Annotated in this window: 19 protein-coding genes; 7 read left to right on the top strand and 12 right to left on the bottom strand. The window is 69.7% G+C overall.

The features are described from left to right. Positions 1-19: 19 nt before the first annotated feature. From G4H71_RS01785 to G4H71_RS01795, 3 genes are read right to left on the bottom strand one after another with little or no spacing between them, the layout of a single operon-like run. Positions 20-1,477, bottom strand: coding sequence for a vWA domain-containing protein (locus G4H71_RS01785; RefSeq protein WP_072737607.1), 1,458 nt, complete (start codon positions 1,475-1,477; stop codon positions 20-22). Positions 1,478-1,484: 7 nt separating this feature from the next. Continuing rightward, positions 1,485-2,366, bottom strand: coding sequence for an AAA family ATPase (locus tag G4H71_RS01790; protein ID WP_072737606.1), 882 nt, complete (start codon positions 2,364-2,366; stop codon positions 1,485-1,487). A 27-nt stretch (positions 2,367-2,393) separates the two neighbouring features. After that, complete coding sequence (locus G4H71_RS01795; protein ID WP_072737605.1) at positions 2,394-3,719, bottom strand: glutamate-5-semialdehyde dehydrogenase; 1,326 nt, start codon at positions 3,717-3,719, stop codon at positions 2,394-2,396. A 40-nt stretch (positions 3,720-3,759) separates the two neighbouring features. On the opposite strand from G4H71_RS01795, the gene G4H71_RS01800 reads away from it, so the two are divergent. From G4H71_RS01800 to G4H71_RS01830, 7 genes are all read left to right on the top strand, one after another. Then, a complete protein-coding gene (locus G4H71_RS01800) occupies positions 3,760-4,620 on the top strand; it encodes a ribokinase (protein ID WP_174561840.1) in 861 nt (286 codons plus the stop codon). Between the two features lie 162 nt (positions 4,621-4,782). Then, the gene (locus G4H71_RS01805) at positions 4,783-6,963 is read left to right on the top strand and encodes a RecQ family ATP-dependent DNA helicase (protein ID WP_072737603.1); all 2,181 of its coding nucleotides are present in this window, start codon (positions 4,783-4,785) and stop codon (positions 6,961-6,963) included. Positions 6,964-7,117: 154 nt separating this feature from the next. Beyond that, complete coding sequence (gene ectA, locus G4H71_RS01810; protein WP_072737602.1) at positions 7,118-7,630, top strand: diaminobutyrate acetyltransferase; 513 nt, start codon at positions 7,118-7,120, stop codon at positions 7,628-7,630. Positions 7,631-7,658: 28 nt separating this feature from the next. Continuing rightward, positions 7,659-8,921 (top strand): diaminobutyrate--2-oxoglutarate transaminase, encoded by a 1,263-nt coding sequence (gene ectB, locus G4H71_RS01815; RefSeq protein WP_072737807.1) that lies wholly within the window; start codon positions 7,659-7,661, stop codon positions 8,919-8,921. A 45-nt stretch (positions 8,922-8,966) separates the two neighbouring features. Then, complete coding sequence (locus G4H71_RS01820) at positions 8,967-9,365, top strand: ectoine synthase (protein ID WP_072737601.1); 399 nt, start codon at positions 8,967-8,969, stop codon at positions 9,363-9,365. Positions 9,366-9,375: 10 nt separating this feature from the next. Continuing rightward, the gene (locus tag G4H71_RS01825) at positions 9,376-10,329 is read left to right on the top strand and encodes a D-isomer specific 2-hydroxyacid dehydrogenase family protein (RefSeq protein WP_072737600.1); all 954 of its coding nucleotides are present in this window, start codon (positions 9,376-9,378) and stop codon (positions 10,327-10,329) included. Positions 10,330-10,349: 20 nt separating this feature from the next. Then, positions 10,350-11,186 carry an NAD-dependent protein deacetylase gene (locus tag G4H71_RS01830; RefSeq protein WP_072737806.1) on the top strand — a complete coding sequence of 279 codons (837 nt, stop codon included), beginning with the start codon at positions 10,350-10,352 and terminating at the stop codon, positions 11,184-11,186. Between the two features lie 16 nt (positions 11,187-11,202). Here G4H71_RS01830 and proB read toward each other — a convergent pair whose 3' ends face one another. The 9 genes from proB to G4H71_RS01875 form a co-directional block, all read right to left on the bottom strand. Next, the gene (gene proB / locus G4H71_RS01835; protein WP_072737805.1) at positions 11,203-12,303 is read right to left on the bottom strand and encodes a glutamate 5-kinase; all 1,101 of its coding nucleotides are present in this window, start codon (positions 12,301-12,303) and stop codon (positions 11,203-11,205) included. A gap of 25 nt (positions 12,304-12,328) precedes the next feature. Further along, positions 12,329-13,792, bottom strand: a complete 1,464-nt coding sequence (obgE, locus tag G4H71_RS01840; RefSeq protein ID WP_072737599.1) for a GTPase ObgE — start codon at positions 13,790-13,792, stop codon at positions 12,329-12,331. 200 nt (positions 13,793-13,992) lie between these two features. Further along, positions 13,993-14,253, bottom strand: coding sequence for a 50S ribosomal protein L27 (rpmA, locus tag G4H71_RS01845; RefSeq protein WP_072737598.1), 261 nt, complete (start codon positions 14,251-14,253; stop codon positions 13,993-13,995). A gap of 31 nt (positions 14,254-14,284) precedes the next feature. Further along, positions 14,285-14,596, bottom strand: coding sequence for a 50S ribosomal protein L21 (gene rplU, locus G4H71_RS01850; RefSeq protein WP_072737597.1), 312 nt, complete (start codon positions 14,594-14,596; stop codon positions 14,285-14,287). A gap of 221 nt (positions 14,597-14,817) precedes the next feature. After that, positions 14,818-18,153, bottom strand: a complete 3,336-nt coding sequence (locus G4H71_RS01855) for a translation initiation factor IF-2 N-terminal domain-containing protein (RefSeq protein WP_072737596.1) — start codon at positions 18,151-18,153, stop codon at positions 14,818-14,820. Positions 18,154-18,588: 435 nt separating this feature from the next. Continuing rightward, positions 18,589-19,008 carry a nucleoside-diphosphate kinase gene (gene ndk, locus G4H71_RS01860; RefSeq protein WP_072737595.1) on the bottom strand — a complete coding sequence of 140 codons (420 nt, stop codon included), beginning with the start codon at positions 19,006-19,008 and terminating at the stop codon, positions 18,589-18,591. Positions 19,009-19,014: 6 nt separating this feature from the next. Then, on the bottom strand, positions 19,015-19,398 hold the full coding sequence (locus G4H71_RS01865) for a DUF4233 domain-containing protein (protein ID WP_072737804.1): 384 nt from the start codon (positions 19,396-19,398) through the stop codon (positions 19,015-19,017). Positions 19,399-19,457: 59 nt separating this feature from the next. After that, the gene (gene folC / locus G4H71_RS01870; protein WP_072737803.1) at positions 19,458-20,882 is read right to left on the bottom strand and encodes a bifunctional tetrahydrofolate synthase/dihydrofolate synthase; all 1,425 of its coding nucleotides are present in this window, start codon (positions 20,880-20,882) and stop codon (positions 19,458-19,460) included. A 5-nt stretch (positions 20,883-20,887) separates the two neighbouring features. Further along, a complete protein-coding gene (locus G4H71_RS01875) occupies positions 20,888-23,581 on the bottom strand; it encodes a valine--tRNA ligase (RefSeq protein ID WP_072737594.1) in 2,694 nt (897 codons plus the stop codon). Positions 23,582-23,640: the final 59 nt, after the last annotated feature.

Genomic DNA, 23,640 nt, shown 5'->3' on the forward strand with positions numbered 1-23,640 from the left:
GGGGGTCGAGTTTACGTGTTCACACCGGGAGCAACCCGGCGACCACTGCAGCGAGCTGCTGGGCCGACCGGCACTCGTGCATGCTCACGATCTCGTTGTAGACCTCGGCCGCCGAATCCCCGGTGCCCCATTGGCCGCGGGGCTCCGGATTGAGCCAGTGGGCGTGCCGCGCCGTCGACACCAGGTGCGCGAGCGCGCCGACGTTCGGGTCGCGGTAGTTGTTGCGGCCGTCGCCCAGGATCAGCACCGAGCTGCGCGGCGTCACGGCCTGGGAGAACCGCTCCGCGAAGACTCCGAACGAATGGCCGTAGTCGGAATGCCCGTCGTAGGTGACGAGCTCGGCCTCGCGCACCATCCTGCTCATCGCCACTCCCAGGTCCGCCCCGGTGTCGAAGAAGCGGGTCACCTCGTCGGTGCTGTCGATGAAGGCGAAGACGCGCACCCGCGAGAACTGCTCACGCAGCGCGTGGACGAGCAGCAGGGTGAAGTGGCTGAAGCCGGCGACCGAGCCGGACACGTCGCACAGGACGACCAGCTCGGGCCGCGCCCGTTTGGGTTTGCGCTGGACGAGGTCGATGGGCACGCCCCCGGTGGACATCGATTTGCGCAGGGTGCGCCGCAGGTCGATCGCCCCGGCACGGCTCCGCGAACGACGCACCGCGAGGCGGCTCGCCAGCAGCCTGGCCAGTGGCGCGACGTTGCGCTGCAGAGTTCTCAGCTCGGCGTCCGAGGCGCGCAGGAAGTCCACTTCCTCGGCGAGCTTGGGAACGCCGTAGTTCGCGACCCGTTCCTTGCCCAGATTCTCCGCCGAACGGCGCCGGGTCTCGTTCTCGACCATCCTGCGGAAGTCGGCCAGCCGCTGTGCCGCCGCCCGCTTCGCGACCTCCGACTCGTAGTCACCGGACGGCTTGCCCGGTGCGTCTTCACCACCGCCGAGCAGGCCCTCGAGGATCTTGGTGAGGATCTGGTCCGGGGCGATGTCCCGCAGGGCCTGGTAGGCCGAGTACGAGGGGCCGTTGGCGGAGTCGTAGCGGCCGAGTTCCTCGACCAGCAACGCCACGAGTGACTCCACGGACTCCTGGGCTTCGGCGGACTCGTCGGCGAGCAGCTCCGCGAGGAGCGCGCGCAGCGCCTCGAGGTCGATGTCACCGTTGTCGTCGCGCGGCAGGGTGACGCCCGGGCCGGCGTCGCCGCCCCGCTCGCCGATCGCGGCGGGAAACCAGAGGTCGAAGAGTGCGTCGAAGGTGGCGCGGTGCGTCGGTCTGCGCAGCAGTGCGCACGCCAGCCCCTCGCGGAGCGACTCGCGATCGAGCAGGTTCAGTACCGACATCACGTGCCCGGCATCGACGGTCTCCGACGGACCGACCGTGATGCCGCGGCGGCGCAGTGCCTCGACGAAGTCGACGAGATGTCCGGGCAGACCGTACGGCGACGGGCGCACCCCCGGCCGGACCGGTTCTCGTGCGGGAATGGACACGGCGGCCTCAGTTCAGTCGCAGCTCGGCGACGGCGCGCTCCTGGTCGGAGCGATGCTTGAGGACCACCCCGAGAGTGGCGCGCACGGCGTCGTCGTCGATCGTGTCGAGGCCCAGTGCCAGGAGGGTCCGTCCCCAGTCGATGGTCTCGGACACCGACGGAACCTTCTTGAGCTGCATCGACCGCAGGACCCGGATGGTGCGCACCAACTGCTGGGCGACGATCTCCGGAAGCTCGGGCACCCGGCTGGCGAGGATCCGCCGCTCCAGGTCCGCGTCCGGGAAGTCCAGGTGCAGGAACAGGCAGCGGCGCTTGAGCGCCTCGGACAGTTCGCGCGTCGCATTGGACGTGAGCACGGTGAACGGACGGCGGGTGGCGGTGATGGTGCCGAGTTCGGGAACGGTGACGGCGAAGTCGCTGAGCACCTCGAGCAGAAGCCCCTCGATCTCGACGTCGGCCTTGTCCACCTCGTCGATGAGCAGCACCGTGGGGTCCTCGCGGCGGATGGCCGTGAGCAGGGGCCTCGAGAGCAGGAACTCCTCGGAGAAGACGTCCGCCTTGGTCGCGTCCCACCCGGAGTCCTGCGCCGACTGGATCCGCAGGATCTGCTTCGCGTGGTTCCACTCGTAGAGAGCACGGGCCTCGTCGACACCCTCGTAGCACTGGAGCCGGACGAGTTCGGCATCGGCAGTCTGCGCCACGGCCCTGGCGAGCTCGGTCTTGCCAACCCCGGCAGGCCCCTCGATCAGCAGCGGCTTGCCGAGCCGGTCCGCGAGGAAGACGGCGGTCGCCGTCGCCTTGTCGGCGAGGTATCCGGTCTCGGCGAGTCGACTCTCGACGTCGTCGACGCTCCCGAATACGGGACTGGTGGCGGGAATCGCTCGGTCCACGCGTAACTCCTTCTGAAATGGTCGCCGTCAGGCGGGTCGGGTGTGCCCGTCTCCCCAGACGATCCACTTGGTGGACGTCAGTTCGGGCAGCCCCATCGGGCCCCGCGCGTGCAGCTTCTGTGTCGAGATCCCGATCTCCGCACCGAACCCGAACTGCTCACCGTCGGTGAACGCGGTGGACGCGTTCACCATGACGGCGGCTGCGTCCACCCGCGCGGTGAACTCGCGTGCCGCCGCGAGGTCGGTGGTGACGACGGCCTCGGTGTGCCCGGTTCCGTAGCGGTCGATGTGTTCGACCGCCGTATCCAGATCGTTCACGATCTTCAGCGCGATGTCGAGGGTGAGGTACTCGCGCGACCAGTCGTCGTCGGTGGCCGGGGCCAGCCCGGGAAGGTCTCCGTGCACGACCACACCGTGCGCCTGCAGTGCATCGACCAGCCGGGGCACCGCGGTGTCCGCGATCGCCGCGTCCACCAGCACCGTCTCGGCGGTGTTGCAGACACTGGGCCGTCGGGTCTTGGAGTTGAGCAGGACCTTCTCCGCGACGTCGAGGTCGGCCGCGGAGTGCACGTAGACGTGTACGTTGCCGACGCCGGTCTCGATCGTCGGGACGGTCGCGTCCCGCACGACGGCGTCGATGAGCCCCGCTCCACCGCGCGGGATCACGACGTCGACGAGTCCGCGGGCCTGGATCAGGTGGGTGACCGACGACCGGTCGTCGCTGGGTAGCAGCTGGACCGCGTCCGCGGGCAGACCTCGTTCGACCAACGCCGAACGCAACACCTCGACGAGCGCGGCATTCGACCGGGCCGCCGACGACGATCCCCGCAGGAGGGCGGCGTTGCCGGATTTGAGAGCCAGGCCGAAGGCGTCGACCGTGACGTTGGGACGGGCCTCGTAGACCATGCCCAGCACCCCGAGCGGCACCCGGACCTGCCGCAGCTCGAGACCGTTCGGAAGGGTGGATCCCCGGACGACCTCCCCGATCGGATCGGGGAGCCCGGCGACCTGCCGCAGCCCCGCCGCGATCCCGTCGATCCGGTCCGCGGTGAGGCGGAGCCGGTCCACGAGCGATTCCTCCGTGCCGGCGGCGCGCGCTGCCGCCACGTCCTCGTCGTTGGCCGCGAGCACGGTATCGGTGGCGGCGAGCACGGCGTCGGCGGCGGCATCCAGGGCAGCGTTCTTGTCCACCGTGGTGAGCAGGGCGAGGGTCTTGGACGCGGTGCGGGCGCGACGCGCGGCGTCGTGCACCACCGTGCGGACGACATCCGACGAGCCGGCCGGGCCCGGTCGCGTACCCGCCGATCCGGTGAGGTCCGATCCGGCCGGTGTCGAGGAGGTCGCGGCAGTCATGTCTACAGACTATCGGCCGACCACGACTAGCCTCGACGGCGTGCCCGCACCTCGCGTCGTCGTCGTCGGATCGATCAACATGGACCTGATCGTCGGGACTCCCCGGATCCCGGATCCGGGCGAAACCGTCCTCGGTGACCGATTCGCCACCGGCCCCGGCGGCAAGGGTGCCAACCAGGCCGTCGCCGCGGCCCGGGCCGGCGCCGAGGTGGCGTTCGTCGGTGCGGTCGGGACCGACACCTTCGCCCTCGAGCTGCGACAGTCACTGGTCGATGCCGAGGTGGACGTGACGCAACTACGCGAGATCGACGGCCCCAGCGGCGTCGCGATGATCACCGTCGACGATGCGGGCCGAAACAGCATCGTCGTCGCGCCCGGCGCGAACGGCAGCCTCGCCGGGCTGACCGCGGCGGATCTCGACGCGATCGCGAGCGCGGACGTGTTGTTGTGTCAGCTCGAGATCCCCCTCGACACCGCGGTGTCGGCGACTGCCCACGCCCGGGCGCACGGCACCGTCGTCCTGCTGAACCCCTCCCCCGTGCGCCCCCTGCCGCCGGACCTCACCGATTCCGTCGACGTCCTCGTGGCGAACGAGGCCGAGGCGGCGCAGCTCGCCGACGACATCGCCGCCGTCCCGCACCGGATCACCACCCTCGGCGGCCGGGGCGCGAGACATCTCGGCCCCGACGGCGGCCGCACCGCCGTGGCCCCGCCGCAGGTGGACGTCGTCGACACCACGGGTGCGGGAGACGCCTTCGCCGGGGCACTGGCCGCGGTGTGGGGGCGCCGAGACGACGCGCTCGCGTTCGCCGTCGCGGCCGGTGCACTCGCCACCACCCGGCGCGGGGCAGCGGCCTCGGCCCCACAGCTGCAGGAGATCGAGTCGATTCTGCCCGACTGAGACCCTCCTGTTACTCTTCTGCCGTCGGAAAACCGGGTGGCCGGTTTGCTCTGGTCCCGGGCTTCGAGGGGTGGCCCGCGGCCGAGCACCCTCGGCGACTTCGCGAAGGTGGCCTCGCGAACGACCCCGGCACCTGTCGCCGGCCTCGTGCACCATGGGGGCATGACGAGCGCAGCAAGCGATTTCCGCGACACCGAGTCGACCGACGTTCGCGACACCGGGCTGCGCACCGAGGCGCAGGCTCTCCTCCAGGATCTGGCAGGCCCCGACGCCGTTCTCCGCGACGATCAGTGGACGGCGATCGAGGCGCTCGTCGTACACCGGCGGCGCGCCCTGGTCGTCCAGCGCACCGGCTGGGGCAAGTCGGCCGTCTACTTCATCGCTGCCCGCCTCCTGCGTACCCAGGGATACGGTCCGACGGTCATCGTCTCCCCGCTGCTGGCGCTCATGCGGAACCAGGTGGCCGCCGCCGAGCGGGCCGGAGTACGGGCCGCGACGATCAATTCGGGCAACGTCACCGAGTGGGACGACATCCACGCGCGCGTCGCCGCGAGTGAGGTGGACGTCCTGCTGGTGAGCCCCGAACGACTCAACAACCCGGACTTCCGCGACCAGGTCCTGCCCGCGCTCGCTGCCGACGCGGGCCTGGTGGTGGTCGACGAGGCCCACTGCGTCTCCGACTGGGGACACGACTTCCGCCCCGACTACCGGCGCATCCGGACGCTTCTCGCCTCGCTCGGCACCGACGTCCCGGTCCTCGCCACCACGGCCACGGCCAACGATCGGGTGGTCACCGACGTCTCCGCCCAACTGGGCGTGGGCGCCGGGCCGGGCGAGGGCGAACCGGGCGAGGAGGACGGACGCCGAGACACCCTGGTGCTGCGTGGCGGACTCGAACGCGAATCACTGCACCTGTCCGTCGTCCACATCCCCGAGCCTGCCGCCCGTGCGGCCTGGCTGGCCGACCGGCTCGCGGCGCTCCCGGGATCGGGCATCGTCTACACCCTGACGGTGTCCGCGGCGGCAGATCTCGCCGCGCTCCTCACCGAGGCGGGTCACACCGTGGCTGCCTACACCGGGCAGACCGACCCGACCGAGCGGGAGCACCTCGAACAGGCGCTCCTGCGCAACGAGGTCAAGGCGCTCGTCGCGACGTCGGCGCTGGGTATGGGATTCGACAAGCCGGATCTCGGCTTCGTCGTGCACGTCGGCGCTCCGTCGTCGCCGATTTCCTACTATCAGCAGGTCGGACGCGCCGGGCGCGCCACGGATCGCGCCGAGGTCATCCTGCTGCCCGGCGCCGAGGACCGGCAGATCTGGAGCTACTTCGCCTCGGTCGCGTTCCCGGGGGAACCCACCGTGCGTTCCGTCATCGCCGCGCTCGACACCGACCGGGCCACCTCCACCCCCGCGCTGGAGCCTCTCGTAGATCTCGGCCGTGCCCGGCTCGAGATGGTGCTCAAGGTGCTCGACGTCGACGGTGCCGTCCGCCGGGTCCGCGGCGGCTGGATCGCCACCGGTGAGCCGTGGGCCTACGACGCCGAGCGGTATCGACGTCTCGAGGCCGCCCGCCGTACCGAAGAGGAGGCGATGCTCGAGTATCAGCGCATCGGCACCTGCCGGATGGCGTTTCTGCGCCGCCAGCTCGACGACCCGTCGCTCCCGGAACTCGGCGGCGCTGCGGACTGCGGGCGGTGCGACAACTGCACCGGCACACACCGCTCCACCCTGGTCGACGACGCCGCCGTCGCCGGCACCCGAGCGCGGCTCGAACGGCCCGGCGTGGACCTGGCGCCCCGCAAGCAGTGGCCCACGGGCCTGGCGAAACTCGGCGTCTCGTTGTCCGGCCGGATCTCGGACGGGCCGCAGCCCGGACGGGCACTGGGGCGGCTGGCCGACCTCGGCTGGGGCCCCCGGCTCCGGGAGTTGCTGGGCAGCCCGGACGGCGACGTGCCGGAAGCCGTGGTCTCGGCCGCCGTCCAGGTTCTCGCCGCGTGGGACTGGACGGAACGGCCCACGTCCGTGATGGCCGTGGAATCGCCCTCACATCCCCGGCTCGCGGCCACCCTGGCCGCCCGCCTGGCCACCCTCGGCCGCCTGCGCGACCTCGGCGTCCTGCACCGCGTCCCCGACCATCCGGCGGTGACCGCGGTCAACTCGGCGCACCGGGTGGCGGGTCTCGTCGATGCCTGGGCTGCACCCGACCTCACGGGGGTGGCCGGGCCGATCCTGCTGGTGGACGCACTGAGCGACAGCGGCTGGAGCATCACGATGGCCGCCCGGACGCTCATCGGTGCGGGAGCCGAGAGCGTACTTCCCTTCGTCCTCGCCACGCCGAAGTAGATCCCGGGAGTGTCGCCTCTCGGCGACCTGAAGTTACAAACTTGTGACCAGGCTCACAAACAATGCCTCACCTGCAAGGGCCCCGGGTGTTCGATGTCCGATTTCGGGTACACCGGTGAAATCGCGGCGGATGCTTGTTACGTTCGAGTTTCCAATGACGCCTGACAAAACGAGTGCCATCCCGACCACCGCGCCGGACGCGGTGTTGTTTCGCTGTCCAGAGATCTCAGACGGAGTCCGGCTCTGGGAGATCGCCAGGAATTCCGAAGTGCTCGATCTCAATTCGAGCTACGCCTACCTGCTGTGGTGCCGCGACTTCGCCCGCAGCTCCGTCGTCGCCGACGTCGACGGACGCGCGGTGGGTTTCGTCACCGGGTTCGTCCGGGCAGAATCTCCTGACACACTGTTCGTCTGGCAGGTAGCTGTCGACTCCTCCCAGCGCGGCAAGGGAATTGCCGGCCGGATGCTCGACGACCTCCTCGACCGCCTGGCCCCGGAAGGGGTCACGCAGCTCGAAACGACGATCAGCCCCGACAACGAGGCATCGATCGCACTGTTCACCGCATTGGCCCGCCGTCGCGGAGTCTCCATTTCGAAGCAGGGGCTGTTCTCCCCCAACGATTTTCCCGACGGACACGAAGCCGAAGATCTCTACACGATCGGCTGATTTCACACACACCGGAGGAATGCACGTCATGACCACCGCGGAAACCGATATCTTCCAAACGCTCGAGTCCGAAGTCCGCAGCTACAGCCGCGGATGGCCCACGGTCTTCGAGTCGGCATCCGGTTCCTGGCTGCGCAGCGAGGACGGCCGGGACTACCTGGACTTCTTCGCCGGCGCCGGAGCCCTCAACTACGGGCACAACAACCCGGTCCTCAAGGCCGCGCTCATCGACTACATCGCCGGCGACGGCATCACCCACGGCCTCGACATGCACACCGTCGCGAAGCGCGAACTGCTCGAGAGCTTCGACAGCCACATCCTGAAGCCGCGCGGCCTCGACTACAAGGTCCAGTTCCCCGGCCCGACCGGCGCCAACGCCGTGGAGTCGGCATTGAAACTGGCCCGCAAGGTCACCGGCCGTTCGTCGATCATCAACTTCACCAACGCGTTCCACGGCATGACTCTCGGAGCCCTGTCGGTCACCGGAAACTCGATGAAACGTGCGGGCGCCGGAATCCCGCTGGTGCACGCGACTCCCATGCCGTTCGACAACTACTTCGACGGTGTCACCGAGGACTTCCACTGGTTCTCCCGCGTCCTCGACGATTCCGGCAGCGGCCTGAACCGCCCCGCCGCGGTCATCGTGGAGACCGTCCAGGGCGAGGGCGGCGTCAATGTCGCACGCCCGGAATGGCTTCGGGCCCTTGCGAAGTTGTGCTCCGACCGCGACATCCTCCTCATCGTCGACGACGTCCAGATGGGTTGTGGCCGCACCGGCCCCTTCTTCTCGTTCGAGATCGCGGGCATCACGCCGGATATCGTCACCCTGTCGAAATCCATTGGCGGATATGGCCTTCCGATGGCTCTCACGCTGTTCAAACGGGATCTCGACGTCTGGTCGCCCGGCGAGCACAACGGCACGTTCCGCGGCAACAACCCCGCGTTCGTCACGTCCAAGGTGGCACTCGACCACTACTGGTCCGACGACTCGCTGCACCAGGCGACGCTCGCGAAGGGTGCCCGCATCGCGGAGGCCTTCACCGAGCTGAGTACCCGCTACGAGGGCCAGGTCAGCACCCGCGGCCGCGGGCTCGTCCAGGGCCTCGTCTTCGAGGAGCCCGATCACGCCGCGAAGGTCTGCAACATCGCCTTCGACCAGGGCCTGCTCGCCGAGACCTCGGGCCCGTCGGACGAGGTCGTCAAGCTGCTCCCGCCGCTGACGATCACCGAGGACGAACTCGACCACGGTCTGCGGATCCTCACCGAGGCGACCGACACGGTGTGCAGCTGACCCACCGAATCGGGTCGAACAAGTAAGAAAGAGAAGGCTGAATTCATGATCGTTCGTACCACCGCCGAGATCACCGACACCGATCGCGACGTCACCGCCGAGAACGGGAACTGGCGGAGCAAGCGCATCATCCTCGGTGGGGACAAGGTCGGATTCTCGTTCCACGAGACCACGATCAAGGCCGGCACGGTCAACGAGTTCCACTACGCCAACCACGTCGAAGCCGTGTGGCTGGTCGAGGGCACAGGCACCCTCACCGATCTCGACAACGGCACGGTCTACGACCTCGCGCCCGGGTCGATGTATCTGCTCGACGGCCACGAGCGGCACCGCGTCGAGCCCGTGACGCAGATGCGGATGCTGTGCGTGTTCAATCCGCCGGTCACCGGGCGTGAGGTGCACGACGAGAACGGTGTCTACCCCTTGATCGACGTGCCGGCGTAGCCTCTCGGACATGCCCGCAAGTCACGGTGCCCCCACCCGACGCCACGTGGCAGTCGCCATCGGTCCCGATGCGGACCCGGATCTCGGTGACGCCGTCCGTCGGGGCGGGGGCACTGTCGTGCCGCTGGCTCAGGCCCAGGCCCTGATCTGGGCGAGTGGGCCGGGCGATTTCCCCACCTCTCTCCCGGACTCCGTGGAGTGGGTGCAACTGCCGTCGGCCGGCGTGGAGGCGTGGTTCGCGGCCGGGCTCGTTCCGCGCGAATCCGCGGTCGTATGGACCTCGGCGGCCGGCGTGTACTCGGCCTCGGTAGCCGAACACGCGCTGACCTTGCTCCTCGCCGGAATCCGAGCACTCCCGACCCACCTGGGCGCGACCTCGTGGGCACGCGCCGAGGCGGCGTCCGCCCGGGTGGACACCTTGCGGTCACGGACCGTCGCGGTCATCGGTGCGGGCGGCATCGGGCGGGCACTGATTCCGATGCTGGGCGCCCTGGGCGCCGACGTCCTCGCCGTCAACCGGTCGGGACGGCCGGTACCCGGCGCAGTGAGCACCTTCCCCACGGCTCAGATCGGCGCCGTGTGGGCCCACGCGGACCACGTCGTACTGTCCGCGCCGGCGACAGCGGCCACCTATCATCTCGTCGGCCCACGCGAGCTGGCCCAACTGGGCCAGTCGTCCTGGGTCGTCAACGTCGCCCGCGGGTCCCTCGTCGACACGCAGGCACTCGTCACCGCGCTGCGGGAGAATCGGATCGGCGGCGCGGCGCTCGACGTGACCGACCCGGAGCCGCTCCCCGACGATCATCCGCTGTGGACGCTCCCCAACGTCATCATCACCCCGCACGAGGCGAACCCTCCCGGCCTCATGCGTCGCGCCTACGCCGCGCACGTGAGCGCCAACGTCGCCCGATTCGCCGAGGGTGCCGCGCTCGATTCCGTGATCGACACCGTGGCCGGATACTGACCGACGGTATCGTGGTGGTCGTGTCCCACCAGCTACGGAGCCTGTTGTCCGGCCGACGGTGGTGTGTACTCACCGGAGCCGGGATCTCCACGGATTCCGGAATCCCCGACTATCGCGGCCCGGACTCCCCGCCCCGCACCCCGATGACGTACCAGCAGTTCGTCGGTGACGACGCATTCCGCAGACGCTACTGGGCGCGCAACCATCTGGGCTGGCGGCACATGGATGCGGCCGTGCCCAACGACGGTCATCGCGCACTCGCCCGGCTCGAGCGCTCCGACACGGTCACCGCGGTGATCACGCAGAACGTCGATCTGTTGCACACGAAGGCCGGGAGCAGGCGGGTCATCGATCTGCACGGCACCTACGCGCAGGTGCGCTGCCTGTCGTGTGATCACCTCATCTCCCGGGCCACGCTCGCCGAGTATCTCGAGGAGGCCAACCCCGGATTCGCCGAGAGCGTCTACCGCGCGAGCGGCCTCGAGGTGGCGCCGGACGCGGACGCCGTCGTGGAGGACACCGCGCGGTTCGAGGTGGTGGACTGCCGCCGGTGCGGCGGCATGCTCAAACCCGACATCGTCTACTTCGGTGAGTCGGTTCCGAAGCCTCGCGTCGCCCACGCATTCGACGTCGTCGACACCGCGGAGGCCCTGCTGGTACTCGGATCCTCACTGACCGTGATGTCGGGACTCCGGTTCGTGCGCCGTGCGGCCGCCCGCGGAATACCGGTCGCGATCGTCAACCGCGGGGTCACCCGCGGCGACGAGTACGCGACGGTGAAGGTGGACGCAGGCTGCGCCGACGTCCTCGCGACGCTGGCACCGGTGCCGGCCCCTGCCCTGATCGCCCCTGCCTGATCGCCGCTGCCCGGTCTCAGAGGGGGACGAGGTCGTCCGCGTGGACGATCGGGCGCCGCATGTCCGGCGGCAACTCGAGCGTCGAACGCCCGGTCATCACCGAGATCTCCGCGGAGTCGTAGCCGACCACCCCGCGCGCCACCGGCTGACCGTGCGGGTCGAGCAGGGCCACGACGTCGCCTCCGTGGAAGCGCCCGTGCACGGTGGTGACCCCGGCCGCCAGCAGAGAACGGCGATCCGCGACCACCGCACGCACCGCCCCGTCGTCCAGTTGCAGGGAGCCCTGTTCGTCGGCCGCATGGCGCACCCAGAACCGACGGGCGGACAGCCGCGTCGGACGGGCCGCGAACGCGGTACCCACCGACGCTCCCGCCAGTGCCGCCGACGCCTCGGACGCCGCCGCCAGCAGCACCGGCACCCCGGCATCGGCGGCCAGCCTGGCGGCGGAGAGTTTGGAGGCCATTCCGCCGGTACCCAGGGCGCCACCGGCCCCGGCCACCACACCGTCGAGGTCCTCGGGGCTGCGTACCTCGGGAATCAACGTCGCGTGCCCCTTACGAGGATCCCCGTCGTAGAGCCCGTCGACATCCGAGAGCAGGATCAGGGCCTCGGCCCCGACCAGATGCGCCACCAACGCGGCGAGCCGGTCGTTGTCGCCGAAACGCAGCTCGGCCGTCGCGACCGTGTCGTTCTCGTTCACGACCGCGACGGCGTGCAGGGCACGGAGTCGGTCCAGCGTGCGCTGCGCGTTCCTGTGCTGGGTGCGGCGCGCGATGTCGTCGGCGGTGAGGAGCACCTGCCCGACGGTCCGTCCGTACCGCGCGAAGGACGTGCCCCACGCATGCGCCAGCGCGAGCTGGCCGACGCTCGCGGCGGCCTGCTTCGTCGCCAGATCCCGAGGGCGCCTGCCCAGCCCGAGCGGCGCCAGCCCCGCCCCCACGGCACCGGACGACACCACCACCACGTCGGACCCCGCGCACATCCGAGATTCGATGGCATCGGCGAGCGCATCCAGCCGATCCATGTCCAGCCCGCCGACCAGGCTCGTCAACGCCGAGGAACCGATCTTCACGACGATGCTGTGCGCGCCGGCGATCGCCTCCCGCGTCGCGCTCACCGCGCGACCCCGTCCACCGACGCACTCACCGCGCGTCCGTCCCCGGGTCGTCCTCCAGACCGCGTCGCACGCGCCGGGCATGCTTGCGCTCGGCAGCGCCGATGCGGTCCACCTGGTCGAGACGTGCGTCGGTGCCGCGTCCCGTACGGGTCAGATCGACACCCGCCGGAGTCTGTGGCTCCCACTCGAAGCTCACGTCACCGATGGTGACCGAGCAGCCGGGCTCGGCACCCTGCTTGACCAGTTCGTCCTCGACGCCCAGCCGCGCGAGCCGGTCCGCCAGGTAGCCGACGGCCTCGTCGTTGTCGAACTGGGTCTGTGCCACCCACCTCTCCGGACGCGGGCCGCGGACGATGAATCCCCCGGGCTCGCCCGGATCGGCGATGACACTGAAACTGGACTGGTCCACCGGAACCGGCCGGATGACCTGCCGCTTCGGTGCTGCAGGCGGGTGCGCCTCACGGTAGTCCAGAACGAGCCCCGCCAGGGCGAACGTCAACGGCCGCAGTCCTTCTCGGCTCGCCGTCGAAATCGAGTACACGGGCCAGCCGCGCGCCTCGAAGTCCGGGGTCACCATCTCGGCGAGTTCCGCCGCCTCCGGGACGTCGATCTTGTTGAGGATCACGATGCGCGGACGGTCGGCGAGGTCACCGAGTCCGGCGTCGCCCTTCAATGCCGGTGTGTAGGCGGCAAGTTCCGCCTCGAGGGCGTCGACGTCGGAGATCGGGTCACGTCCCGGCTCGAGCGTCGCACAGTCCACCACGTGGGCGAGCACCGCGCAGCGCTCGAGATGCCGCAGGAAGTCCAAGCCCAGTCCGCGGCCCTCGCTCGCGCCGGGGATGAGCCCGGGGACGTCGGCGACGGTGAAGGTCGTGTCCCCCGCCGACACCACACCCAGGTTCGGGACGAGCGTCGTGAACGGGTAGTCCGCGATCTTGGGCTTCGCGGCCGACAGCACGGACACCAGTGACGACTTGCCTGCGGACGGGAAGCCCACGAGACCCACGTCGGCAACCGACTTCAGCTCGAGGACCAGGTCGCGCTCCTCACCCGCCTCCCCGAGCAGGGCGAAGCCGGGAGCCTTGCGCGCCTTGGACGCGAGCGAGGCGTTGCCGAGGCCGCCGCGGCCGCCACTGGCCGCGTCGAACCGGCTCCCGACGCCGATGAGATCCGCGAGGATCGTGCCGTCGCGATCGAGGACCACGGTGCCGTCCGGGACCTTGAGGACCAGGTCGTCACCGTTGGCGCCGTCGCGGTTGCCGCCCATCCCCTGCTTGCCGTTGGTGGCTTTCGCGTGCTGCTGGAAGTGGAAGTCGAGCAGTGTGTGGACGTTGGGGTCGACTTCGAGGATCACCGCGCCGCCCCGGCCGCCGTTTCCACCGTCCGGGCCGCCCAGCGGCTTGAACTTCTCCCGGTGCACCGAGGCACATCCGTTTCCGCCCTTGCCGGCGCTGACGTGCAGAGTCACGCGGTCGATGAATCGGGACATGGCGGGAGGTTCCTTCCTCGGTCGGCCCCGCAGGGTCGACTCACAAGATATCGGGCTCGGCGAGGCCGCAACGGCGGACCGGCCGGGTCGATACCGAAACAAGCGAACAGGGGCGGATCGGGTATGGCACCCGGTCCGCCCCTGTTCGGGAAAACTCTATGACGCCCGACTGGCGGGCGGTGAACTCCGTCGGTGGCAGATCAGGCTTCCACTGCCGGGACGATGTTCACGGTCTTGCGGCCACGCTTGCTGCCGAACTCGACCGCACCGGCGGCGAGCGCGAACAGCGTGTCGTCGCCACCGCGGCCGACGTTGACGCCGGGGTGGAAGTGGGTTCCACGCTGACGAACCAGGATCTCGCCCGCGCTGACGGCCTGGCCGCCGAAACGCTTGACGCCGAGACGCTGGGAGTTGGAATCGCGACCGTTGCGTGAGCTGGACGCACCCTTCTTATGTGCCATGACTAGACCCTCCTCGGGTGAAAGTAGCGACTTACTTGATGCCGGTGACCTTGAGGACGGTCAGCTTCTGCCGGTGGCCCTGACGCTTGTGGTAGCCGGTCTTGTTCTTGAACTTGTGGATGCGGATCTTCGGGCCCTTGGTGTGCTCGACGACCTCGCCGGTGACCGTGACCTTGGCCAGCTTGTCGGCGTCGGTGGTGAGCTCGGATCCGTCGACGACGAGAACCGGAGCAAGCGAGACAGCCGTTCCGGGCTCACCCTCGATCTTCTCGACCTTGACGAGGTCACCAACAGCGACCTTGTACTGCTTTCCGCCGGTCTTGACGATCGCGTACGTTGCCATCGGAGGGCTTCCCCTTGCTTCTTCGAACTTGCTCGCGACCCACTAGGACATGGGACGCGACTGGTCTGGTGTGGAGGCTGCAACGAGCAGGAATCGGGCCACGGTCTCGCGGCGCGCGCATTCCTGTCACCGTGCAGCGACTGGTCAAGGTTACAGGAAGGCGGCCGCGTGGACCAAACCGCCTCCCTGTGGCCCTCGTGACCCGTCAGGTGGTTCGACTCTCAGTCGTCCGACTCGACCGGCGGCCCCGCCGGCCGGCCCGCCGCACGACGGCGACGTGGCCTGCTGACGACGACCGGTTCCGGTGCGGGCTCGGGTGCAGCGCCGTCGCGTTCGTCGGCATCTCCCTGCGCCGAGGCCCCTTGCGCTGAGGCTCCCTGCGCAGTGGCCACCGGCACCACGATCACCGTGCCCGTGGCATCCTGCGTGCTCGGAGCGGCCGCTGCACGGGAGACGCGACGGCTGCGGCGGCGCGGCGGGCGTCCCGCGGGCCCGGTTTCCGCCGCGGCGTCGGTGTCCGCGACAGGCTCGGCCTTCGGCTCGGAGGCAGCCTCGGAAACCGCCACCGGTCGGGAGGCCGCGGGCTCGGCAGAGACGATCACTCGATCGGCAGGGACACTCTCGCCGGGAGCGGACGACGCGACCACGACGGCAGGCGTGGCCTCGGCCGCCGCGACCTCGCCGGCAGACTCCGCAGCGGTCGCGGCCTCCGTTTCCCCGGAACCGGGTGCCGGGCTGTCCGGTGCCCGGCCGTCGGAAGGCTGGGCGGCGTCATCGTCCTGGTGGTGACCCGCCATCGCGAGTGCCACCGGGTGAGCGGCCCGCTTCACCGCGGAGTCAGCGGTGTCCCCGTCCGTTGCCGCCTCGCGCGGGTCGCCACCCTTGTCCCGGGTGTCCTTGCCGCGCTTGCCTCGACGAGATTCCTGCCGCGAGCCCGAGCGGGCGTCGCCCCGGGACTCCTGCTTCGGCTCGATCGGGTCGGCGTGCACGATGATTCCGCGACCGTGGCAGTGCTCACAGGTGGTGGAGAACGCCTCGACGAGACCGGTTCCCAGCTTCTTGCGGGTCATCTGCACGAGACCGAGCGAGGTCACCTCCGACACCTGGTGCCGGGTACGGTCCCGTCCGAGCGCCTCCGTGAGCCGCCGCAGGACCAGATCGCGGTTGGATTCGAGCACCATGTCGATGAAGTCGACGACGATCATCCCACCGATGTCCCGCAGGCGCATCTGCCGCACGATCTCCTCGGCGGCCTCGAGATTGTTCCGGGTGACGGTCTCCTCGAGGTTGCCGCCCGCACCGGTGAACTTTCCGGTGTTGACGTCCACCACGGTCATCGCCTCGGTGCGATCGATGACCAGGGTGCCGCCCGAGGGCAACCACACCTTGCGGTCGAGGGCCTTCGCGAGCTGCTCGTCGATGCGGTGCGCACCGAACACGTCCAGCTGACCGGACGCGTCGTACTTCTCGAGGCGAGGCCGCAGGTCCGGCGCAACAGCCCCGATGTAAGACTCGATGGTCTCCCACGCCTTGTCGCCTTCGACGACGAGCTTGGAGAAATCCTCGTTGAAGAGATCACGAACAACCTTGACCAGAAGGTCCGGCTCCTCGTACAGGGTCTTCGGGTTGCCCGACTTCCCGGATTCAGCCTTCGCGGACTGCTCGCGGATCGTCTCCCACTGTGCCTGCAGACGCTGGACGTCGCGGGCCAGCTCGTCCTCGCTCACGCCCTCGGCTGCGGTCCGGATGATCACACCGGCGTCCGAGGGGACGACCTCGCGCAGGATGTCCTTGAGCCGCTTCCGCTCGGTGTCGGGCAGCTTGCGGCTGATGCCGGTGGAGTTGCCGTCCGGGACGTAGACGAGGAACCGGCCGGCCAGGCTGATCTGGGTCGTCAGGCGCGCTCCCTTGTGGCCCACCGGATCCTTGCTGACCTGCACCAGCACCTGATCGCCCGGCTTGAGCGCCTGCTCGATCTTGCGGGAGTTCCCGCCGAGCCCGGCAGCCTCCCAGTTGACCTCGCCTGCGTAGAGCACGCCGTTGCGGCCCCTGCCGATGTCGATGAACGCGGCCTCCATGCTGGGCAGCACGTTCTGGACGCGGCCGAGGTACACGTTGCCCACCATCGACGCCGACGACGACGAGGTCACGAAGTGCTCGACAACGATTCCGTCCTCGAGCACCGCCACCTGGGTGGACGCATGCGGGTGGCCCGAGGCCAACCGGTCCCGGACGACCATGACACGATCGACCGCCTCACGGCGGGCCAGGAACTCGGATTCGGTGAGGATCGGCGGCCTGCGTCGCCCGGCGTCGCGACCGTCGCGACGACGTTGACGCTTCGCCTCGAGTCGCGTCGACCCGCTGATGCCCTGGACCTCGTCCTTGCCCCGGTTCTTGTTGCGCGGTTCGCGCTCGTGGACGACGGTGTTCGGCGGATCGTCCTCGGAGGACGCCTCCGTCCCGTCCCCTCCGGAACGACGGCGACGGCGGCGACGGCGACGGCGGCTCGAGCCGTCGCCGGATTCGTCGCCGGAATCGGCGCTCTCGGTGCCGCTCGTGGAGTCGTCGTCGGCCTTCTCGGCTTCGTCCTTCTGGTCGGAGTCCTTCTTGCCGACGCCCTTCTTGTCCCCGGGCTCGGCGTCCGCCGACGTGTCGGTACCGGACGTGTCGGTGCCCGACTTCTTGTCGTCGGCCGTACGCTTCCTCCGGCCGCCCCGCTCGCGACCCTTCCCCCGTCCGGAGCCGGCGTCGGAGGACTGGTCCCCGTCCGTCTCGGACGACTGCGCGCCGCGCTCGCCCGCGCGGTCCTCGTCGTCGTGGGAGTCCTCGGCCGATGCACCGTCATCATGCTCGCCGTCGTCATGCGCACTGTCGTCGCGGTCGGACTGCTCGCCCCGGCCACGTCCGCGGCCACGCCGTCCCCGGCGCCGCCTGCGCGGCTGATCGCCGTCGTCCGGGCCGCCGTCCTCGCCACGGCTGTCGGGCGCGGTGTCCTGCTCTGCCGCAGTGTCGGGCGCGCTGCCCGCGTCCGCCGCCTCGACGGTCCCGGGCGTGGTCTCGCTGTCGGTGTCCGATCCGGATGCGGCGGGTGCCCCGCTCGCTCGGCGCGCGCGTGTGCGGCGCGGCGGAGCGGCGTCGAGATCCGGCTGGAGGAACAGGGGAACCTCGACCGGTGCCGCCGCCGACGATTCGGTCGGCGCGAACGGCGCCTCCACGGCCGAGAAGTCCAGTTGTGGGGCGCTGCTCTCCGCCGCGGCAGCCGACTCCCCGGAAGTGTCCGGTTCGGCGGCCGGTGCGGGTGCCTCCGTGGGCGCGGCGTCGGTGGTGGTGGTGGTGAGCGCGTCACGCACGCGCTCGGCAACCTCCCGGGACACGCTCGAGTGAGCGCTCCTCAGTTCGACGCCCTGCGTCCCGGCCTCGGCGATGACCTGCTTGCTCGTGATCCCCAGCAGTTTCGCGAGGGCGTGCACACGCATCTTCTCGGGTAGTGCCCCCGCCTCGTTCGATCCTGCGGCGTTCGACTCTGAACTTGTGGGCGGCGCTTGATCGGCCACGTAATCTCCTCGGGCCCCCGGGCGCGTCCACCCCCTCCTCGAGGTGATGTGACGCGGCCACGCGAGGGCCGGTTTCGTATGTTCCGCGCCCGGGTCGGGCCACGGCACTTCTGGGTCTCGCTCCGCACCACAGTGATGTCCGTTTTCACCACTGACATGCAGTGCCTGTCCGGATGGCACAGGCTGCGACCGGGGTCGAGACTGCGACTCGAGCGCCTGTTCGACGAGCCTCCCGCCACGTCCGGGTGTTTCCCGCCGACGTGGGGGCCGCGACGAATGGGCCATCGAGCCGGATAGCCATCCGGCCGGTTCCGCACTGCTACGCGATGCGGTCCGGCCACTTGCCAGTATCCCACACGTTCCGACCGGCACACGCCATCGGCGCACCGAACGGGAATCTCCGGTGGTGGAACGGGGAGGTCTTCTGCCGCGCGGCTACCGGCCGGCGAGTGCGGGGAACCAGAGAGCGATCTCCCGTTCGGCGGATTCCACCGAGTCGGAGCCGTGCACCAGGTTCGCCTGCGTTTCGAGCCCGAAGTCGCCGCGGATGGTGCCGGGGACTGCCTTCTCCACCGGGTCGGTGCCGCCGGCGAGCTGCCGGAAGGCGGCGATCGCGCGGGGGCCCTCGATCACCGCGGCCACCAGCGGGCCGGAGGTGATGAACTCGAGCAGGCTCGGGTAGAACGGGCGGCCCTCGTGCTCGGCGTAGTGGCTCGCCGCCACGGCCTCGGGTGCGGTGCGGAGGTCCAGTGCCGCGATCGACAAGCCCTTCCGCTCGATTCGGCTCAGGATCTCTCCCACGTATCCGCGGGAGACTGCGTCGGGCTTGATGAGTACCAGGGTGCGCTCAGTCACGAGGCGTCAGCCTAACGTGCGTGGCTGCTGGCTCGGCAACAGCCCCTTCTCCATCCGGATGCGCAGGTCTCTGCGCAGGTAGAGCAGATATGCCCAGACCACTCCGAAGATGACGCCGACGGCACCGATGGAGAGGTCGACGAACGCTCCGAACAGGAGGATCACCTGGATGGTGATGTTGAACTTCATCGCCCAGGAGCGTCCCTGCACTCCCGCGCCGAGCACCATCGCGATCGCCGAACCGATGATCAGACCGCCGGAGAGCCAGGTGACGCCGCCGCCGAGGTTCGCGACGATCGGCAACGCCAGCAGGATGACGATGGCCTCGAGGACCAGGGTGCCCGCACAGACGCCGCGGAACCCCTTCCAGGGATCCGGCGCCGCGGGAATCTCGCTGTTCTCGGGCCCGGCGTCCTGGGGCCCGCTGCCTTCGCCGTTCCGACTGTCGCTCACGACGGGTCCTTTCCGAATAGTGTCCGGGCGGCCCCGGCGGTGACCACCGACCCGGTGATCACCACGCCTGCGCCCGATACCGCCTCGCCCGGCTCGGCCACCTCCTCCGCCAGACCGATCGCGGTTTCCACCGCATCCGCCAGGGTCGGGGCGACGACGACACGCTCGTCACCGAATCGCGCCACCGCCCGGTTCGCGAGGTCCTCGACGTCCATCGACCGGGGCGACCCGTTGTGGGTGACGACGAGTTCGTCGATCACCGGCTCGAGCGCCTCGAGGATGCCGTCGACGTCCTTGTCCCCCATCACCGCGACGACGCCGACCAGTTTGCGGAAGTCGAATTCCTCGGCGAGCGCGGCGGCGAGCGCGCGGGCGCCGTCCGGATTGTGTGCCGCATCGAGGAAGACCGTGGGTGCCGACCGGACCCGCTCGAGCCGGCCCGGGCTGTCCACCGTGGCGAAGCCTTCCCGGATCGCGTCCTGATCGAGTTGCCGCTCGGGGCCGGCGCCGAAGAACGCCTCGACCGCCGCGAGCGCGAGCACTGCGTTGTGCGCCTGATGCTCGCCGTGCAGCGGGAGGAACACGTCCGTGTAGACGCCGCCGAGCCCCTGCAACTCGAGCTGCTGGCCGCCGACCGCGATCTGCCGGGCCAGTATCCGGAACTCGGACCCCTCGCGGGCCACTGCCGAATCGGTCTCGACGGCCCGGCGCAGGAGGACCTCCATCACCTCGGGAGTCTGCTCGGCCAGGACCGCCACGGTGTCCCGCGGAACGAGGTCGTCCTCCGGCCCCTTCTTGATGATTCCAGCCTTCTCGGCGGCGATCTCGGCGATGTCGTCGCCCAGGTAGTCGGCGTGGTCGAGCCCGATCCGGGTGATCACCGCGACCTGGCCGTCGATGACGTTGGTCGCGTCCCATCGGCCGCCCAGCCCCACTTCGACGACCGCGACGTCGACGGGCGCCTCGGCGAACGCCGCGTACGCCATGGCGGTGAGGACTTCGAACTTGCTCATCCGGGGGCCGCCCGCGGCCTCGGACTGCTGGTCCACCATCAGGACGTAGGGTTCGATCTCGCGATAGGTGTCGACGTAGGTACGCGGCGAGAGCGGCGCCCCGTCGACACCGATGCGTTCGGTGGCCAGTTGCAGGTGCGGGCTCGTCGTACGCCCGGTCCGACGGTGCAGCGCACGCAGGAGCGAATCGATCATCCGCACCACGGACGTCTTGCCGTTGGTTCCGGTGACATGGATCGCCGGGTAAGCCCGCTGCGGCGAACCGAGGAGGTCCATCAGCGCCGCGATCCGGGTGAGCGACGGCTCGATCTTGGTCTCCGGCCACCGGCGGTCGAGTTCCGCCTCGACCAGGGTCAGTTCGGCGAGGTCGACGGGGTCGATCTCGGCACCGCGGTCGTCGCCGGTCACCCCGGTCACCGCGCCTTCGTCTCGGCGAGTTCCCCGAGCCGTGCCCCGATGCGTTCGATCTCCTCGCGGGCCACCTGCTGCCGGGTGCGGATCTTGTCGACGACGGCGTCCGGAGCCTTCGCGAGGAACGCCTCGTTGCCCAGCTTGCCCGAGGTGGTCGCCAGTTCCTTCTCCGCGACCGCGAGATCCTTCTTCAGCCGCGCGATCTCGGCTCCGACGTCCACCGTCCCGGAGGTGTCGAGTTCGACGGTGACGGTGGCGCCGCCGACCCGCACCTCGACGGCCGCGGACGGGGTGAAGCCCTCTCCCGGCTCGGTCAGGCGCACGAGCGAGGCGATCACGGGCAACTGAGCGGACAGGTCGGCGTCGTCGACCCCGACGAGCCGCGCCGGCACCTTCTGCGACGGCTTGAGGCCTTGGTCGCTGCGGAACCTGCGCACCTCGGTGACCAGCCGCTGGACATCCTGGATACGTTGCGCGGCAACCGGATCCGCCTCGACGCCGGACGGCTGCGGCCAGGACGCGATCACCACCGACTCGCCGCCGGTCAGCACCTTCCACAGGGTCTCGGTGACGAAGGGGATCACCGGATGCAGCAGTCGCAGCAACGCATCGAGGACGTTGCCGAGTACCACCCGGGTCGTCTCGGCCCGGGCCTCGCCGGAGAACTGCACCTTGGCGATCTCCAGGTACCAGTCGCACACCTCGTCCCAGGCGAAGTGGTAGAGCGCCTCGCACGCCTTGCTGAACTCGTAGCGATCGAAGGCGCCGTCGACCTCACCCCGGACCTGTTCGAGCCGGTCGAGGATCCAGCGGTCCGCGTCGGTGAGCGACTCGCGCGGCGCGAGGTCACCGGGGGCCGCGCCGTTCATCAGCGCGAACTTGGTGGCGTTGAACAGCTTGTTCGCGAAGTTGCGCGAGCTCTGTGCGTGGTCCTCCCCCACCGACAGGTCCGCACCCGGATTGGCGCCACGGGCGAGGGTGAAGCGCAGGGCGTCGGCACCGAAGCGGTCCACCCAGTCGAGCGGGTCGATCCCGTTGCCCCGCGACTTCGACATCTTCTTGCCGTACTGGTCGCGCACCAGGCCGTGCAGGAACACGTCCCGGAACGGCACCGTGGCGCCCTCGTCGGGCGCCCCCTCGGGCCGGGCGGTGACCGCCTCGTCCTGTCCGACGTAGGTGCCGAACATCATCATCCGGGCCACCCAGAAGAACAGGATGTCGTAGCCGGTGACCAGCACGCTGGTGGGGTAGAACTTCTCCAGCTCGGCAGTGGCGTCCGGCCATCCCATCGTGGAGAACGGCCACAGGCCGGAGGAGAACCAGGTGTCGAGCACGTCCGGATCCTGCTCCCAGCCCGCGGGCGGGGTCTCGTCCGGACCGAAGCACTCGACCTCGCCGGCCGGCCCGTACCAGATCGGGATGCGGTGGCCCCACCACAGCTGCCGGGAGATGGTCCAGTCGTGCATGTTGTCCACCCAGGCGAACCAGCGCGGTTCCTGGCTCGCCGGGTGGATGACGGTGTCACCGGTGCGCACGGCGTCACCTGCGGCCTTCGCCAGTTCGTCGACCTTGACCCACCACTGCATCGACAGCCGGGGTTCGATCGTCTCACCGCTGCGCTCGGAATGGCCGACGCTGTGCAGATAGGGGCGCTTCTCGGCGACGACCCGCCCCTGCTCGGCGAGCGCCTCGCGCACCTTGACGCGGGCCTCGAAGCGGTCCAGGCCGTCGAATTCCGTACCGGTGTCGGCGATCTTGCCGGACTTGTCCATGATCGTCGGCATGGGCAGCTCGTGTCGCACGCCCATCTCGAAGTCGTTGGGATCGTGGGCGGGGGTGATCTTCACCGCGCCCGTACCGAACTCGGGGTCGACGTACTCGTCGGCGATGATCGGGATCCGGCGGCCGGTGAGCGGGTGTTCGAGCGTGGTGCCGACGAGATTCCGGTACCGCTCGTCCTCCGGATGGACCGCGACGGCGGTGTCACCGAGCATCGTCTCGACACGGGTCGTCGCGACGATCACGTGCGGCTCGTCGTCGCTGAGCGAGCCGTAGCGCAGCGACACCAGCTCGCCCTCGACCTCCTCGAACTTGACCTCGATGTCGGAGATGGCCGTCTGCAGCACCGGAGACCAGTTGACCAGGCGTTCGGCTCGGTAGATGAGGCCGTCGTCGTAGAGGCGTTTGAAGATCGTCTGCACCGCGCGGGACAGTCCGTCGTCCATCGTGAATCGGTCACGGCTCCAGTCGACGCCGTCACCGATCCGGCGCATCTGCCCCTGGATCTGGCCGCCGGATTCGCGCTTCCACTCCCAGACCTTCTCGACGAACGCCTCGCGCCCCAGGTCTTCCTTGCTCTTTCCGGCCGCGGCGAGTTGCTTCTCGACGATCGTCTGGGTGGCGATCCCCGCGTGATCCATGCCGGGAAGCCACAGGACCTCGAAGCCCTGCATCCGCTTGCGCCGGCAGAGGGCATCCATGAGCGTGTGGTCGAGCGCGTGCCCCATGTGCAGGCTGCCCGTCACGTTCGGTGGCGGCAGCACGATGGAATAGCCGGGCTTGTCGCTGCTCGCGTCCGCGGTGAAGTAACCGGCGTCGACCCACCCCTGATAGAGATCGGCCTCCACCGCGCTGGGGTCCCAGCTCTTGGGCAGGTCGACGGCGTCGTTCGGGGTATGGGGAGCTGCACTGGTCACCCGACAATCCTAATGGCCCGAGCCCCGGGCACCTCCCCTGGGTGAAGGTGGCCTTCGAC

The organism is Rhodococcus triatomae (genome assembly GCF_014217785.1).
GTDB lineage: Bacteria > Actinomycetota > Actinomycetes > Mycobacteriales > Mycobacteriaceae > Rhodococcus_F > Rhodococcus_F triatomae.